The 15,396-nt window shown below is 46.5% G+C and carries 14 protein-coding genes, 1 tRNA gene and 1 pseudogene; 7 read left to right on the top strand and 9 right to left on the bottom strand.

Annotated elements, in window-relative coordinates:
• Positions 1–8: 8 nt before the first annotated feature.
• Together BM202_RS25610 and BM202_RS25605 are read right to left on the bottom strand one after the other, a co-directional pair.
• Positions 9–269: pseudogene (locus BM202_RS25610) on the bottom strand (transposase); the annotation flags it as partial.
• 771 nt (positions 270–1,040) lie between these two features.
• Positions 1,041–1,113: transfer RNA gene (locus tag BM202_RS25605), tRNA-Thr, on the bottom strand.
• A gap of 329 nt (positions 1,114–1,442) precedes the next feature.
• Between BM202_RS25605 and BM202_RS25600 the strand changes: the two genes are divergently transcribed.
• Entirely contained in the window at positions 1,443–3,356 is a 1,914-nt protein-coding gene (locus tag BM202_RS25600) for a sensor histidine kinase (RefSeq protein WP_093831517.1), read from the top strand.
• A 185-nt stretch (positions 3,357–3,541) separates the two neighbouring features.
• Here the strand turns inward: BM202_RS25600 and BM202_RS25595 are convergent, their stop codons facing one another.
• Positions 3,542–4,747 carry an alpha/beta hydrolase family protein gene (locus BM202_RS25595; RefSeq protein ID WP_093831515.1) on the bottom strand — a complete coding sequence of 402 codons (1,206 nt, stop codon included), beginning with the start codon at positions 4,745–4,747 and terminating at the stop codon, positions 3,542–3,544.
• Positions 4,748–5,347: 600 nt separating this feature from the next.
• On the opposite strand from BM202_RS25595, the gene BM202_RS25590 reads away from it, so the two are divergent.
• Together BM202_RS25590 and BM202_RS25585 are read left to right on the top strand one after the other, a co-directional pair.
• Positions 5,348–6,235, top strand: coding sequence for a PE-PGRS family protein (locus tag BM202_RS25590; protein WP_093831547.1), 888 nt, complete (start codon positions 5,348–5,350; stop codon positions 6,233–6,235).
• Positions 6,236–6,311: 76 nt separating this feature from the next.
• Positions 6,312–7,493, top strand: a complete 1,182-nt coding sequence (locus tag BM202_RS25585) for a cation:proton antiporter (protein ID WP_093831513.1) — start codon at positions 6,312–6,314, stop codon at positions 7,491–7,493.
• Positions 7,494–7,542: 49 nt separating this feature from the next.
• Here the strand turns inward: BM202_RS25585 and BM202_RS25580 are convergent, their stop codons facing one another.
• Positions 7,543–7,866, bottom strand: coding sequence for a hypothetical protein (locus tag BM202_RS25580; protein ID WP_093831511.1), 324 nt, complete (start codon positions 7,864–7,866; stop codon positions 7,543–7,545).
• 900 nt (positions 7,867–8,766) lie between these two features.
• A complete protein-coding gene (locus tag BM202_RS25575) occupies positions 8,767–9,357 on the bottom strand; it encodes a chemotaxis protein CheB (protein ID WP_093831509.1) in 591 nt (196 codons plus the stop codon).
• A 235-nt stretch (positions 9,358–9,592) separates the two neighbouring features.
• On the opposite strand from BM202_RS25575, the gene BM202_RS25570 reads away from it, so the two are divergent.
• Positions 9,593–9,820, top strand: coding sequence for a hypothetical protein (locus BM202_RS25570; RefSeq protein ID WP_143100750.1), 228 nt, complete (start codon positions 9,593–9,595; stop codon positions 9,818–9,820).
• A gap of 426 nt (positions 9,821–10,246) precedes the next feature.
• Entirely contained in the window at positions 10,247–10,702 is a 456-nt protein-coding gene (locus BM202_RS25565; RefSeq protein WP_093831505.1) for a hypothetical protein, read from the top strand.
• Between the two features lie 231 nt (positions 10,703–10,933).
• Here the strand turns inward: BM202_RS25565 and BM202_RS25560 are convergent, their stop codons facing one another.
• Positions 10,934–11,701, bottom strand: coding sequence for a beta propeller repeat protein (locus BM202_RS25560; protein ID WP_093831503.1), 768 nt, complete (start codon positions 11,699–11,701; stop codon positions 10,934–10,936).
• A gap of 439 nt (positions 11,702–12,140) precedes the next feature.
• Here BM202_RS25560 and BM202_RS25555 point away from each other — a divergent pair, with 439 nt between their 5' ends.
• On the top strand, positions 12,141–12,749 hold the full coding sequence (locus BM202_RS25555; protein WP_093831501.1) for a hypothetical protein: 609 nt from the start codon (positions 12,141–12,143) through the stop codon (positions 12,747–12,749).
• A gap of 92 nt (positions 12,750–12,841) precedes the next feature.
• Here the strand turns inward: BM202_RS25555 and BM202_RS25550 are convergent, their stop codons facing one another.
• From BM202_RS25550 to BM202_RS25540, 3 genes are all read right to left on the bottom strand, one after another.
• Positions 12,842–13,285 (bottom strand): site-specific integrase, encoded by a 444-nt coding sequence (locus BM202_RS25550; protein ID WP_245776782.1) that lies wholly within the window; start codon positions 13,283–13,285, stop codon positions 12,842–12,844.
• A gap of 88 nt (positions 13,286–13,373) precedes the next feature.
• On the bottom strand, positions 13,374–13,508 hold the full coding sequence (locus tag BM202_RS39100) for a hypothetical protein (protein WP_177236677.1): 135 nt from the start codon (positions 13,506–13,508) through the stop codon (positions 13,374–13,376).
• 100 nt (positions 13,509–13,608) lie between these two features.
• A complete protein-coding gene (locus BM202_RS25540; protein WP_093831497.1) occupies positions 13,609–13,794 on the bottom strand; it encodes a hypothetical protein in 186 nt (61 codons plus the stop codon).
• Between the two features lie 240 nt (positions 13,795–14,034).
• Between BM202_RS25540 and nhaD the strand changes: the two genes are divergently transcribed.
• Positions 14,035–15,330 carry a sodium:proton antiporter NhaD gene (nhaD, locus tag BM202_RS25535; protein WP_093831495.1) on the top strand — a complete coding sequence of 432 codons (1,296 nt, stop codon included), beginning with the start codon at positions 14,035–14,037 and terminating at the stop codon, positions 15,328–15,330.
• Positions 15,331–15,396: the final 66 nt, after the last annotated feature.

Here is a 15,396-nt window from a genome sequence, read left to right as displayed (position 1 = left end):
CCCTACCACTTTTTTTGGAGAGCTTCCTTCGTAATCTCGTGTTGCAAACTCAACTCAGCGTACATCTTCTTCAAGCGCCTATTTTCTTCCTCAAGATCCTTGAGCCGCTTCACTTCCGAGACCTGCATGCCGCCGTACTTAGCTTTCCAGTTATAAAAAGTAGCTTCGCTCACGCCATGTTCCCGCGTGATTTGGGCGACCGTTTGGCCGCTGTCCTGTTGCTTAAGAATCGCCACGATCTGCGATTCACTAAATCGTCCTGCTTTCATTCCCTTTCCAATTACCAGTGAAATTTAAGTTTTTTACTCTATTTTTCACTGGCTCACATTTAGGGGATCAGGACAAACAGAGTTGCCAGTGTCAGTATGGTAGTGTTTCAGAACCCACTTGAGCTTCATGTATCCAGCCAGTGTATTGGCCGTATAGTGGATACTGCGCCAGTTAAATTGTTTGTTCACTTCCGCTTCCTGGACGAATCGCCCAGTATAGGCGATGAAGAATTTCTGATCCACCGCTGCATCTCCAGCGGGCTTGGTCTCTTTAGTGCGCCCTAACTCTATATCCAGATGCTGCTTAATCGTCTCGTTGGTGAAGGTGATTTGAGCGAGCTGGAGATTAGTCAGTACTTTTTTACCGCCGATCGCCAGCGGTCAAGATGAGCGTTAATCGTTTCAAACGGCTCGTGGGCAATCCGATTTTTCTGATTGGTATAGGCTTGTTACCGGTCAGCATCCCACTGAAAAGGCTCAATAGTGAGGCCCGTTGATGATTTAAAGCGGGTGTTATTATACCGAAAAACGAGGTTAATCAAGGTTGGTCGGTCGGTCGGAGTTGGCCTCTTTTAAGAGAAATTTTATATCCTGTTCGGATATAGTTTTCATAGAAATACTTGGTTTTGTCAATACCAAGTAATAATACGTGGGGACGGAAAAGGAGACGGATTGGCTTTACCATCCGGTATTGTTTTAAAAGGAAAAAGGCTAACCAGTAGATATAGAGGTTTGATTCTCTAACACTGATTAGCCTTGATTCAAAAATAGAGCCTCCTATAGGACTTGAACCTACGACCCCTTCATTACGAATGAAGTGCTCTACCAACTGAGCTAAGGAGGCTTTTAGCGCTTTTGAGGATGCAAATATAACAGAGTGAATAATAAGAACGCAAGTGCCTATTCATTTTTTACACCATTTTACGCCAAAGTAGAGGTATTTTTTTTGCGGTTGTCGGTTTGGCTGGTGCACGAAAATTGCCCTCGTCTTCCACTATCACAGGTTTTCAGTTTTTTAATAATATACCAGGTTCAATGAGACTTTACACGCAATTCGTTGTAATAAACCTGAACAACTGAGGAGAAGATGAAGTATATAGTAAAAGATTGTAGCCATGAGTCTACAATCTTTTTACCTAACTACTTTTAGTTTTTACTAACGTTTACGTCTCAATGCTGTCAGATCAGCCTACCGATGTGCTAGTGAAACAATTGCTCGAGGCCCTATCAGATGCTGCGGTATGGGTACGGGCTCTACGTGACGAAACGAATCAGATCATTGATTTTGAAATAACCTACGTAAACCAACAAGCACAACACAACGTCGAAGAGAATAATCAACTAAAAGCTGGCCTGCGAGTATTAACCGACAGTCTGAACGATCCAGGACTAAATAAGAAAAATTTTCAGCAACTGTGCCAGGTGATGGAAACCAACCAGGCGCACGAATTTGAGTATGTTAGCTCGAATTACGAAGCATCGTGTCACATCCGCCTGGCCAAGCTAGCCGATGGAATTCTGAGTATTGCACGTACTATTCCAACACTAAAAGACAGCGATGATCAATCGACAACTGAGTTACGAACGGTAATTGATTCAGCCCAGGTCGCTATTTTTCTCATACATCCAGTCCGGAATGCCGTTGGAAAAATTGTTGATTTTCGGTTTCGAATGGCTAATCAGATGATTGCCAGCTACGTTGGTCAGGAGCCAGATGCCCTTATTGGTGAACTGATAAGCCGATGGTTTCCTGCTTATCTGACCAATGGGTTGTTCCAGCGGTACGTCACCATTTTTGATACGGGCCGGACGCAACATTTTAATTTCCATCTGCATAGCGACACGATTGATAGTTGGGTAAACATAACGGGCGTTCGATTAGCGGATGATGTACTAATCACGTTCTCCGACTATACTGATTTTAAGAAACTTCAGCAACGCCTGGAAGCGTCGGCAAGTGAGTTACAAACGGTTATTGATACCAGTCAGACGGGTATTTTTCTGTTTAGTCCGGTGCGGAATTCGGCGGGCAACGTAGTGGATTTTCGGTTTCGTGTTGCTAACCAGCAACTGGCGTCTTATGTTGGGCAGAAAACGGATGACGTTATTGGCGCATTAGGCAGCACATGGTTTCCGGATTATAGAACCAATGGGTTGTTCGATGCCTATTACAGAACCTATGCTACGGGTGAGCCACAACGGTTTGATTTTCACTACGATGGAGGAGGTATTAATGCCTGGCTCGACATTCTGTCCACAAAAATGGGCGACGAAGTACTGGTTACATTCTCAGATTATACGCCACTTAAGCAGCTTCAGCAACAGCTGGAAAACTCTATTATTGATCTGCAACGCTCGAACAAAAACCTGGAGCAGTTTGCTTATGTAGCAAGTCACGATCTACAGGAGCCACTCCGTAAGATTCAGGCCTTTGGCGATATCATCCAGGCCCAGTTTTCGCCAATCCTTGGAGAAGGGGGCGCCGATATGATTGGGCGGATGCAGTCGGCAGCAGCCCGGATGCAATTGCTGATTAAAGACGTATTGGCTTATTCCCGCATCGCCAACAATCGGGAAACCGTTACCTCTGTAGACCTGAATAAAATCGTAGACTACGTGCTGAGTGATATCGATACGCTTATTAGTGATAAAGCTGCTATCGTATCGGTTGACCTACTCCCAACAGTACGTGGCGATGCGGCCCAGCTCCGTCAACTTTTCCAAAACCTGATCAGCAATGCGCTGAAGTTTACGAAGGTGAGTAAAACCGACGATCCGCCTACTATTGCCATTACAACCCGCCGAGTTAAGGGAAATGAACTGGCCACACTAATGGGCTCTTCGATTGACCCCTACCGGAAGTTTCACCTTATTGAGGTCGCTGACAATGGCATTGGTTTTGATCCGCACCAGGCTGAACGAATTTTTGAGGTGTTTCAGCGACTGCATACCCGTAGCGAGTATAAGGGAACAGGCATTGGGCTGGCCATTGTCCAGAAAGTAGTTGATAATCACCAGGGTTATATATGGGCGGAAGGACGCCCGGGTGAGGGAGCTACTTTTTATATTGCCTTGCCTGTGTCGTAATGAAAAGCCGTCGGGAGGTTGCCTTGCTTTATAGGTAATCGATGGGGTCTTGTCAGAAAAACCAGCAGGTGCTGATAGTGCTGACAAGACCCCATCGATTTTAGTCAATTTAGGCCTTTCGGAGCTTTGCCAGGGTTTAACCGAGCTGCCTGGAAAACCGTGTCAAAGCTCCGAAAGGCTTACACTTATTGAAACTTTTGAAACAACGCATACGTAGCATCCAACCAATACGGAATCGTTTCAACGTGAGTCTTGCCGGGCACAATATTTGGGATAACCACCTGGGAGCCTTGAGCCGTCATAGCCGCAAAAGCGCTGGCGGTATTCAGGGGGTATACCTGCTGGTCTGCATCACCATGCGTTAACAGAAGGGGAATCAGCGGTTTCCAGTTATAGATGTCATTGTCGGCCAATGCAGCCAGAAACGCTTTATCCGTACCCAGCAAAACGCCCTGTTTGAACGCAGTCGTAAAGGTCTGATCAATGCTAACGTTCAGGTTGGCGGCCAGCCCATTCGTCTTGACATCCGTCAGGTAGGGCTCCACAAAATAATAGTCCATGGGTCGACGTAAGTCGCTATAGATTGTATTATACGTGAACAGTACCCAGAGAAAGGCCCGGTTCCAATTGGGATTTCCGGCAGAAGGCAGCCCTACGACGGCTTTGGTGAAATTGGTTTTGTCATAAGCTCCCGCTCCCGTGGATACCGCCTTCAGGTTAAATTCTGTGGGTACTTCTTCCTGCATTTTCTTGTAGAGAGCCATAGTCGCATAACCGCCTTCCGAATAGCCCGCCAGATACAAGCGCGAATCCCATTTAATGGCCGAATTTGCTTTAATATATTCCCGGGCCGCCCGTAGCATGTCGAGACTGGTCTGGGCCTGGCTAGCCCGGTGCTCATAGGTATGAATCACGTTTTTGGATTCTCCGAAGCCAATGTAATCCGGGCAGGCCAGGATATAGCCATTAGACGCAAAGATGGACGAGAACTGGAAGGCTTCGCTGGCGGGCCCAAAATAGGAGGGGGCTTCGGCGTCCGTAAAGATGGTGCCGTGTTGCTGACCGATCACGGGGACTGAATTTGTAGTGGCGGGTACGATCAGCAAGCCCGACGCATTGATGGTTGTCCCATCCCAGTTTTTCGTTCTATAGACCAGCTTGTAGGCCGTTATCCCATACTTTAGCAGGCCTAGATAAGTCGGGTTTGTCTGGCTTACGATCGCTTGTAATTGTTGTAGCGGAATATCATTACCCACTTTTGTACTGCTTACTAAATAGCTGGTGGCGGGATGATCTTCCTGCAGGATATTCATACAACTCCCCAAGGCGAAAGACATAAACAACGCGATGCATACGGGATACCAGAAGCGGACTGTTCTGAGCGACTTCATGAGATTGAGATGGTTAAAGGATAAGGAATTGGTTAAAAGAGATAAATAATTAAACAGGTTGGCACAATTCTAAATGTGCCAGGTCATTCTATTGAGCTTCGCTTGCCAGCGCGGAGTACCGATAAAAATCTCACAGCTTTATTTCCAGCCTAACAGAAAGAAGCCATAGAGGCAACTGAACGGGTTGCACCAATGAAAAAAGAAGAGAGTTCTTATTGGCTGGAGTAAATGGAAAGAAAAAGATAGCTGCCTGCTGGCTATAAAAGCAGATGTATGACAGAGGTAAAATTCTTCATATATAGATTGATTTATAAGGAGATAAGGAGGTAGTTTTCGGGAGAGCAATCTACGAAATGCTTGATTTATAAGCTATAACCTACGTAGTAAATTCAATTATTTGTGTTTTAGTCGGGCTGCCCTGTCCCAAGAGTGTGAAATTATCTTTCACACAATGATGCTCGTACCAGCTAAGCGCGCACTGTGTATGAGTTGGCCAGGCTTACTGCGTTCGCTAAGTAGATGAATGCTTTATTGCTGGTTAGTTTACTATTTCGGAAGCTGTTTCGTTACTTTGACACAGAATCAACCCTGAACGCGCTCATGCGACTAGTTATTATACTACTTGGTTTGCTGGTTACGGCCTCTTGCAAACTGGAACTTGCCGGTGGCGATGCTCAATTCTCGTCAACCCCAACTGCTGCCTCCGTAGCGCCGGGGAGCATTGACGAAGCATCGGGAATGGCCGACAGCCGTAGTCAACCAGGCAATGTATGGATCGAACAGGACAGCGGTAGTCCAGCTGAGCTGGCACTTTTGGGCTATGATGGCAAAGTAAAGGGCAAAATCAGTGTGCCTAGCGTCACCAACCGTGATTGGGAGGAGTTAGCCATCGGGCCGGGTCCGCAGGATGGTATCAATTATATTTACATTGGCGAGATTGGCGATAACAATGCCGATTATCCCCTTTGCCAGATTTATCGACTACCCGAACCCGCTAATCTGCAAACGCCCATTACGCAGGTTGAACGTATCAATTTTCGCTACCCCGATGGGCCCCGTGATGCCGAAGCTATGTTTGTTGAACCCCAGACGAAAGACATCTACATTATCTCGAAACGGGAAGCAAAGGTGCATCTGTACCGGCTAGCCTACCCCCAAAATATCAATGAAGTTACCGTTGCTGAAGCCTTTGGTGAATTACCCTCTTTTGGGGGGGGCGGACTGCCCAACTACGTAACGGGAGCTGCCATCTCGCCCGACGGCAGCGAAATTCTGGTACGTACCTACACGCAGGTATTTTATTGGAAACGTAGCGCCGGTCAGTCCGTAGCCGATGCGCTTCAGCGGGGAACCAGCCGTCAATTGGTTACCCGCCTGGAGCCACAGGGCGAAGCCATTTGTTTCGACAAAGACAGCAAAGGATTTTTTACGATCAGTGAACGCGCGAGTGCTACGTCGGTCGATCTACTTTATTACGCCAGAAAATAAGTCATTAGGCGCTGATCATCAGTCAATAGAAAACAGCTACTGATGACCAGCGCCTACCGACTGACGACTTACCCGCATGGATTCATCAATTCTGATCATAGTTCTGAGCTTGTCGGTGTTGATTTCCTATGCCTTCGACCTGTTCAGCAGCCGATTTAAAACGCCTTCCGTTTTGCTGCTGTTGATACTGGGTATACTAACAAGGCAGGCAACCGAGTACTTCAATGTCCAGGTACCTTATGTCAATTCCATTCTGCCCACGCTTGGTACGTTGGGGCTGATTCTGATTGTGCTGGAAGGTGGCCTGGATTTGGAACTCCAGGTCGATCACCTGAGTGTTCTTCGGCGGACGCTGGTAGCGTCTTTGCTGTCTATCATTGGGGGAACCCTGATTATGGCCGGCATGCTGTATTTCCTGCTGAATGACTCGTTCTATCATTGCCTGATTGCGGCCTTGCCTTTCTCAATTGTTAGCAGCGCGGTAACCATTCCAGGTATATTGAATCTATCGTCAGGGCAACAGGAATTTGCCGTATATGAGTCGGCATTTGCCAGCATTTTAGGCGTTATGGCCTATAACTTCCTGTTACTGAGTAGAAATTCTATACTAGGTGCGATTTGGTCGTTCACCCGCGATACGCTCGCTATGGCTATTATTTCGCTGGCCTGCTGTTTCTTGCTCTTGTATTTGATTGGACGTATTAACCATCGCATCAAATTTCTGCCTATTATTTCGGTTTTATTCCTGGTATATGCCCTTGCCGAAATAAATCACTTGTCCTCACTGCTGTTGATTCTGATCTTTGGGCTGTTTCTGAACAACACGGAACTCGTTATTCGAGGTCGGTTAAGTCGGATTCTGAAAAACGATTTATTCGAAAAGGAGTTGGATCAACTGAAAAACCTGACGGCCGAAGGTGCCTTTGTCGTGCGTACGTTCTTTTTCCTGATTCTTGGCTATGCGGCCGTTCCCCGCACGCTACTGGATACAGATGCCCTGATTGTGAGTATTTTGTTTATCATCGTTATTATCGGCTGGCGATGGGTAACGCTGCGGCTGACGTATCGGGGCATTCCGGGATCGTTACTCTGGATTGCTCCGCGGGGCCTGATTACCATCCTGCTTTATCTGAATATTCCCGAAGATTTGCGCTTACTTGGCTTTCGGGAGGGCATCCCCATATTAGTCGTGGTGCTGTCGTCGGTGGTGATGATGGTGAGTGCGTTAGGCGATAAATCAGTGAAAAGTTTAGAGTGAAAAATGAAGAATATATTACGGAGCGCATATATTCTTCATTCTATACGCTTCATTTTTCACTCGTTACGTATCGCCAGAATTGCCAGAAAGATCGGTTTTTTAAATAGGTTAGGTTCTGATCATTGGCGAAGGCTTCGCGTTCAAACGAGATATTTCGGTAAGCCAAATAATGGTTGCGGTATTGAACCCGTCGAATGCCGTATTCAATGACATACCAGAGATAAAACAGCAAAATGCCCAATTCAAGTTGTTGCCTCAGATGAATCCGCTCGTGGTTAAGTAAGGTAGGACCTGGATTGGGTTGCCGTACCAAAATGAACGGAAACAGAGCCATACCGTTGGGGCCAAGTGAAGAAATCTGGACGATAAACATGCCTGCTTTTAGTGTACAATTGAGAGTAACAAGAAGTTGAAATGATATTACATATCTGATTATCAACAATATACATTAGTTCATTGTTGGCTGAGGTACAGATAGTGATCAAAAAGAATTAAAATACATTCGAATTTACAGCATTATATAATTTATCAGTCAGGGCCTTATCTTTCTTTGCAAACAAACCTTATCACTTACACAATTCAACAAATTATCTTGGGGTAAACGGATGGCAATAAATACTATGTAGGTCTATTAGCATAGATGTGCTCAAGAAGAATACAAAAAAAGGTGTTTCGCCCTTGATTGCTTGAGGGATATACGATCCTGTTAAAGAGGTAACCCAAGAATCCCTCGCAATTTTACTTAGTGAGTGTCAATACTGACAGACGCAATAGCAGGAGGCTGTAGCATACCCCGGTTTAAGCGTATAGGATTGGGTTAAATAATGGATCGTTAACGTACTTCTATCCGGTGATAGATTACCCGTAACCAGGATTGGTCTTCCCGCCGTATCAGCGAAACGGTTAGTATATAAATTGCCCACCGTGGAAAACGTAAGATCACTTTGGACGTCAATCCTTGGTACATCCAGGGTCGAACAGCACATACCGGTTAGCCTATATATACCCTGATACGGCGCCAGTTGCACACAGCTCTGTGACCAGACCTCCGGCAAGGGTTCTTTGGGGGAGCAACTCGATAAAACGATACTAACCAAGGCGACAAATAGCGACGTAGTTCTCATGGCCATGAATGAACGTTAGTAGTTCAATACAGACAGGATTCTCTTCAACCTACTATCGTTGTAAGATTGATCGACACTCAGCCCAAAGACTACTCCTCTTTGGATAGGCGGAAGCCAGATCGATTTTTTGGTGTCCGATGGCCACGAGTCTAGGCGGGCAAGCTATGAGCGGCCATAAACTCCAGTAGGGCATGCGCCAGGCGTTTAGGCGCTAAAATCTCCTGGGGGTGATCTTTTAAAATAGCCGAGTCGGGCATACTCGTAAAAGTAGCCGTTTGGGGGTCTTGCACCATCACCGTGCCCCCTTCGTCGTAAATACCAATGGCCCCTAAGGTTCCATCTGAACCCGCCCCTGATAAGACAATGCCAATGGCTGCGGCTTTTTCTCCTTTAGCCAGGGAACGGAAGAATATATCAACCGCCCAATTCGATTTATCCTCTCGCCGTCTGTCCTGTAAGTAAAGATAGCCGTCTTCGATGGTCATCGTTTTATTGATTGGCAGCATATAGATACAATTAGGTTTCACCAGTTGTTGATTGGTTGCCCATTCGACCGCCATGCTGGTGTGTTTAGCTAAGAGTCTATCGGCAATGCTTTGATGGTCTCGATTCAAATGTTGAATGACAATAAAAGCAGCGCCACAGTCACCGGGTATCTCGGAAAAGAAGTCCCATAGAGGCTCAAAACCCCCGGCCGATAATCCGACCGCAACTACATAAAATTTACTTTCATTGATCATAGAAACCGACTTTTAAGAGGAACTGCCGGTGAAGTTATTAACCCAGTCGGTAATTACAAGGGGAAAGTCGGTGGTAGCGGGTAGAGGTAGCAGGTTGAGCCGGTCTGTACCGTTGAAAAAAGTAACCATAAGGGTTTGATGACTTCACCGCGTAGAATTACGGCCGGAATAGCTATTCAGACAAACTAGCCCCCTCATGATGGAGCCTGAAATTCCCCTGGAGTAGATAAACGCGATGATGTCATCCGAAGGGCTGACCGACCATCACGTAGAATTCTATTTATTTACAATCACGGGTTATCTGTATGACGTAGCTCAGGCAGCAGCCCGAAAATGGGGCGATGAAACCAGCCCGGTAGTTAGCTTAGGATTAAGTGGTTGGATTCGATCAAGGGCTTTAGGCTGGCTGACAACCAGTGTGGCGGTAGCAGCTGGCTTAATAATGACATGGCTGATAAGCTAAAACTGACCATTGGTTTAACGTAAATAAATCACTTACACAACAGATTTTGCGCGCCTTTACCCTCTTACACATGCTAACAAATCACGTCCATGTAGAGGGATAGAAAGCCACTATGTTGCTGAAAGTAAAGAAATGCGTGAGCTAATCAAGCACATCATTAATAGGGGAGCCTGAAACGTCTATTTGCTTATACGTCACGACAGGAGTCAATGAGGAGATAAATTCGTTCATCGAAGCATTACATAGTAGTTACGATTTATCTAAAAAAAGTATTGGTTGGTTTCTTGAATACTACGTAGGCCAACCTCAAGCCACAGTTCAAGAAACGTTATATAGAGGATAGGATATCCTAACTTCACATAATTGCCCTTATATAATAGTTTAGAATGTTGCAACCTTTTTGCATTCAAAAGAGTCAACATAGCTATGAAAAAACTATATCTACTTTCACTCATTAGCTTATGGGCCTGTCAAGAACCTGACTGCCAGCAAGGGACTGATCAAACGACGGGATTAGTTCTTCGTACTCTGGATAGAAGTTATTCCGCTTATGATCAGAAACAGGGAGAGGACCTAAGCCGTGATGGAATCCGAATTTCTACGGCAAATCAGTACAAACAGGTATTCGCTCACTGTTGCCAAAACCGTTTAGACAGTCTTGATTTCGCTCAGTATGAGATTCTGGGTTTGACCACTGTAAACAAAGGGAGTAACAGCCGATACATTTATGATGTAAAGCGAGATGATACAGCTAAGAAGATAACTTATACGGTTAGTGAGGAGTACTATAGTCATTCCTCTCCAATTGATGGCCGTGGTAATTTTGTGGTCGTGGCTAAATTACCATCTGATTATCAAGTTGATTATGTACGTAATCAGTAAAGTCCCCTAAGTTAAACTTGTTTAAGAAGCCGACTGACTCATCGAGTGATCAATCACTTTCTGTTTAAAGTTTCGTAACATAATCGGTGTGGCTGTTGTAAAAGTCGGTACAGGCATACTTGCGCGCCTTTTGGCATTGGTTTCCCATCTCAAACGAGTCAAATATTGGTTGATATTCGGCTTACTGAATCATCCGATTACTTTTGCAACAGCCACTGGCATTATAATAAGCTATGGCAATGGATGCTTGGAAATATAGACCACGCCCCGACCCTGTTTACTGTTGCAAAAGGAGAAAGGCTCACCCGTTTTGCCTCGTCCGCAAACCGCGTCAGTACCCGCTACGTAAAGTCGTTGCTGACTATCTAAGAAGAGACTGTTGAGTTGATGAAGTTGAGGTAGGTCAACCCGTCGCCCATCCGAGGTAACCACGCCAGGCGTTTCAAATTGACCACTCGTAGCTGAAGGACCATCTAAGAAGACGCGATTAATCCTGTATTGAGCGCCCGTTGAGGTAATAACAGGATTAATCAGTAAACGTTTATCAACAGCTCCATAAACAGGCGTATCTCTCAGGAGTGGATTTCGTCTTGTATAGGGCTGCCAAGTTACGCCATCGTCCAGACTGTACTGATTGGCATGAACCAATACTTGCTGATAGGTATCCCCGGCGGATTGATTGTTTAGGCCACTCATGGTAAACAAGGTATCCTGATTCTGAACGATACCAAATATGCCAATGGACTGTTGGGGCAGTACTTCTTGCCAGTGCCGACCTTGATCGGTCGATCGGAATACGGCGAAGCCCGTGGTGATGAGTACGGTCTTGTCTCGATCGCCCCACACCCCTTGAATGTCTTTGTCCACTGGCGCTTTGAGCGTGTACCAGTCTGGGTATTCGGCCAGCACGGTGTCGTGCTCAGGATCGACGATGTCAGCTGGAGCCTTTTTACACGACAAGGCTAGTAGCAGTAGGCTACCGTAAAGCAACGTTTTCATGGTTGTTGAGTCTTGATTGTACTGCTTTTAAAAGGCAAAAACAATGGCTTTTACTCTATGAGGTAACCAACGGTCATGCTGTCATTCTACAGCTATTCCATCAACATAATACCGGCCTTTCTTCTTCCCTTTCTAATGTACAATCAGCCGGCTTTCTTAATAACCCAAACAAATTGTATTCATGACTCGGCAACGCGATACTAATGAGCGATATGGATGAATAAAAGTCGGGGTGTATCAACCATAGAATAAATACTTAAAGGCTCCAATGGTTCGATTCATTTACTTGGTGAAGATCTTTATATGACCGCATCCAACCCGATTACTCTACCCGTACCGGTTGCGGGTTCTGATCTGCTCAGGCCGGGCTGTCGTTCTGGCTAGGCTGGGGCGGTTCATCTGAAGATAACGATGCTAAACCATGTAATTCCCGATTCGTATGGCTGAATTTGAATCCGTATCCGTACACCTATTCGACAAGGTCGACAAGAACTTCGCTACCCTGTTTCAAAAAGATGACGGCAAGAGGGTGAATCATATGACAACCTACAAACTGCTCGTCCCCTTTGCCATGTCAGCGGGCGACATTGTGCAGTGGATCAAGCAACAGATTGGCCCCAATAAAATCCACATCCTGCGGATTGTCGCCCATGGCGATAGTGGGGCCTTTTTTCTGGGCAAAGTCTATACCGAGGACAACATCTATGAATGGTGGACATTACGGGGGTGCTTCGATTCGGCTGGCCGGGTCGAGCTGCATTCCTGTGCCATCGCCAGTGAGACGACCGTCCATGTGGATATGCTGCAACCCGGAAGAGTCAAAAAGTCGGGTAAGTATACGGGTAATCCGAACGGGCAGGGCGTCAAGTTTATGCGTTACTTGGCATCAGCGGTCAATGCTAAGGTCATTGCCAGCATTGACGACCATCTGGTAGGCAGTAATCAGTGGTCTCTGGGTAATACAGCGATCCAGAACGCCGTGACAGTGTATCCGAACGGAACCATCCAAACCCAGGCCCTTACGCCTATGGTACCTGACCGTTATTGACAGTTTATCCAACTACTGTTTATATGACTTTTTGATAGCATTCTTCGATACAGCGGAAATGTAATATATGGACAATCCACTGCTGTCACTTTTTAAAGGGTCAGTTTAATCTTGTCAGCAGCTTCACGCTTGGACTTATCGACCACCTTGGCATAAATCTGAGTCGTGCTAATGTCCCGATGGCCAAGCATCTTGGAAATGGTGTAGAGGTCCGTGCCCAACGAGAGTTGTAGTGTAGCGAACGTATGGCGGAAGGCGTGAAACTTAATGGTTCGGGATATGCCAGCGCGTAGACACCACTGTTGCAGCTTTAAATTCTGCCAGGACGAATAAGACAGATTAGGGAATACCTTTTCAGATCCTGCCATTCGTTCCCCTAAGAGCCCACAAGCTAACTCAGATATGGGCAAGGTTTCGACACCTTCGGTTTTCTTTTGAGTGAACCGTAGCGAGTGCTCGCTGGCGTCGCTAAACACTTCCGACCATGTGAGTTTAGCAATATCGCTGTAGCGAAGTCCGGTGAGGGCCGAAAACAAGGCCGCTCGTTTAGTTCATCCAGGTCGCAATCAGCCTTGGCAAGTGACTGAAGTTCGGCCATTGTTACAAACTCACGCTGCGTTTCCTTTACGGGCAAAAACCTTCGGTCAAGTCGCTGGCTAATAACGTACTACCACTGAAGTATTCCAGGTGTTTGTATGTACATGTCCATAGGGTACGTCTACCAGCATCAGCCCCCCGCTTTTTCTCTTCGGCCTGCACTTTAAACCAATCCAGAAAGTCCGCACTGGGCGCCGATTTTTCAAAAAGCCGTAGTGCTCACTCTGAATGGCAGGCTGACGCTGAGCGCAAATAGTCTCACTCAATAGCCGGTCTCTTTGTTATGTTTGCGCTCCAGATCACCACGTGCCTTCTCAGATACATATAGGCTAAGGAATTCCCGGCGCGTAGATGTTCCCGGTTCAGGGTGAGGGATCGATGGATAAAAGTCTAAATACAGGCTTTTCCGCCCGTCGTTGATCGGCTTCTCACGGAGGGTAGCTTTCATTTGTACCTTCGAACATTAAGATTTTTATCTTAGCATACACCAAAGGGACAGTATTCTACTGAACAACTGTATAATAAACATATCTCAACTATATGCTTCAACGCTTAAAATTGTTCTTTTACAGCCACTAAGGGGAGATTAGTAATGACTTGTATAGGGCTTATTTTGTAAGTCCAGCTTTCCTCTAGCAAGAAGGTGGACAAATTTATTCATTCGCTGCCGAGTTGACCAGTTTATCGTATGACCTTTTTGCTGATTAGTTTCTTCGTTGTCGGGTATTTGCTCATTACGCTCGAACACCCGATCAAGATCAATAAAACAGCTACGGCGCTCATTACGGGCGTAGTTTGCTGGACGGCCTATGCACTTTTTGATGCCCATACAGAATCCGTCATGCATCACCTCGGTGAGCATCTAGCACAAACGGCCGAAATTCTGTTCTTCCTGATGGGGGCTATGACCGTAGTGGAGCTGATTGATGTTCACGACGGTTTCACGCTGATCACCGACCGAGTTGCCAGCCGAAATATCCGCACCTTACTCTGGATCATTAGTCTGCTGGCGTTCGTTTTATCGGCGCTGTTGGATAACCTCACGACGGCCATCGTGATGGTATCCGTAGCGCGCAAATTGATTCGGAATGCAGAGCAACGACGTATTGTAGCCGGTATGATCATTGTAGCATCCAATGCAGGCGGTGCCTGGTCGCCCATTGGCGACGTAACCACAACGATGCTCTGGATTGGTGAGCAGGTTACAACCACTAACATTATCCGTACGCTTTTGCTGCCCAGCCTGGTGTCGATGCTGGTTCCACTTATGCTGTTGACTCGTATGTATAAATCTGAAACGCTGCCCGCTACGTCAACCGCTACCAAAGGTATTAGCCGTCCCTACGTAACGCCAATGGCCCGACGTGAGCGACGGATCATGCTGGCGACCGGGCTCGGTGGTATGCTGTTTGTCCCCATTTTCAAAACGGTCACCCATTTACCTCCCTATATGGGCATGTTGCTGGTGCTGGGTGTAATCTGGGTCGTTTCCGAGGTGCTGCACAGTGACAAAGATGAAGCCGAACGGCAGAAATTTACGGCGGCCTATGCCTTGAGCCGGATTGATACGTCGAGTATTCTGTTTTTCCTGGGCATTCTGCTGGCGGTTGGCGCCCTGGAATCAACGGGTGTACTACGTGCCTTGGCCGAGTCGCTAAATCAGTCGGTTGGTAATCTGGACGTTATTGTACTGCTGATTGGGATCGTATCGGCGGTGGTCGATAACGTACCGATCGTTGCGGCTGCCATGGGTATGTATGACCTGCAAACGTATCCGACGGATGCTAAACTATGGGAGTTTCTGGCCTATTGCGCCGGTACGGGGGGCAGTATCTTATTGATAGGGTCGGCAGCGGGCGTAGCCGTCATGGGCATGGAGAAGCTGGAATTCGGCTGGTATCTGCGTAAAATCAGCTGGCTGGCGCTGATCGGATACGTAGCTGGAGCGGTGGTTTATCTGGCCGAATTTGCCTTGATTCAATAGAGTATAATTGCTTAGTAAAACACCTTGTCGTTGTATAACTGATACGTTACATTTGAAAAAAAACGT

The organism is Spirosoma endophyticum (assembly GCF_900112365.1).
GTDB classification, from domain to species: Bacteria; Bacteroidota; Bacteroidia; order Cytophagales; family Spirosomataceae; genus Spirosoma; species Spirosoma endophyticum.
The sequence above is the reverse complement of the archived record's forward strand: the minus strand, read 5'-3'. Positions and strand labels throughout refer to the sequence as shown.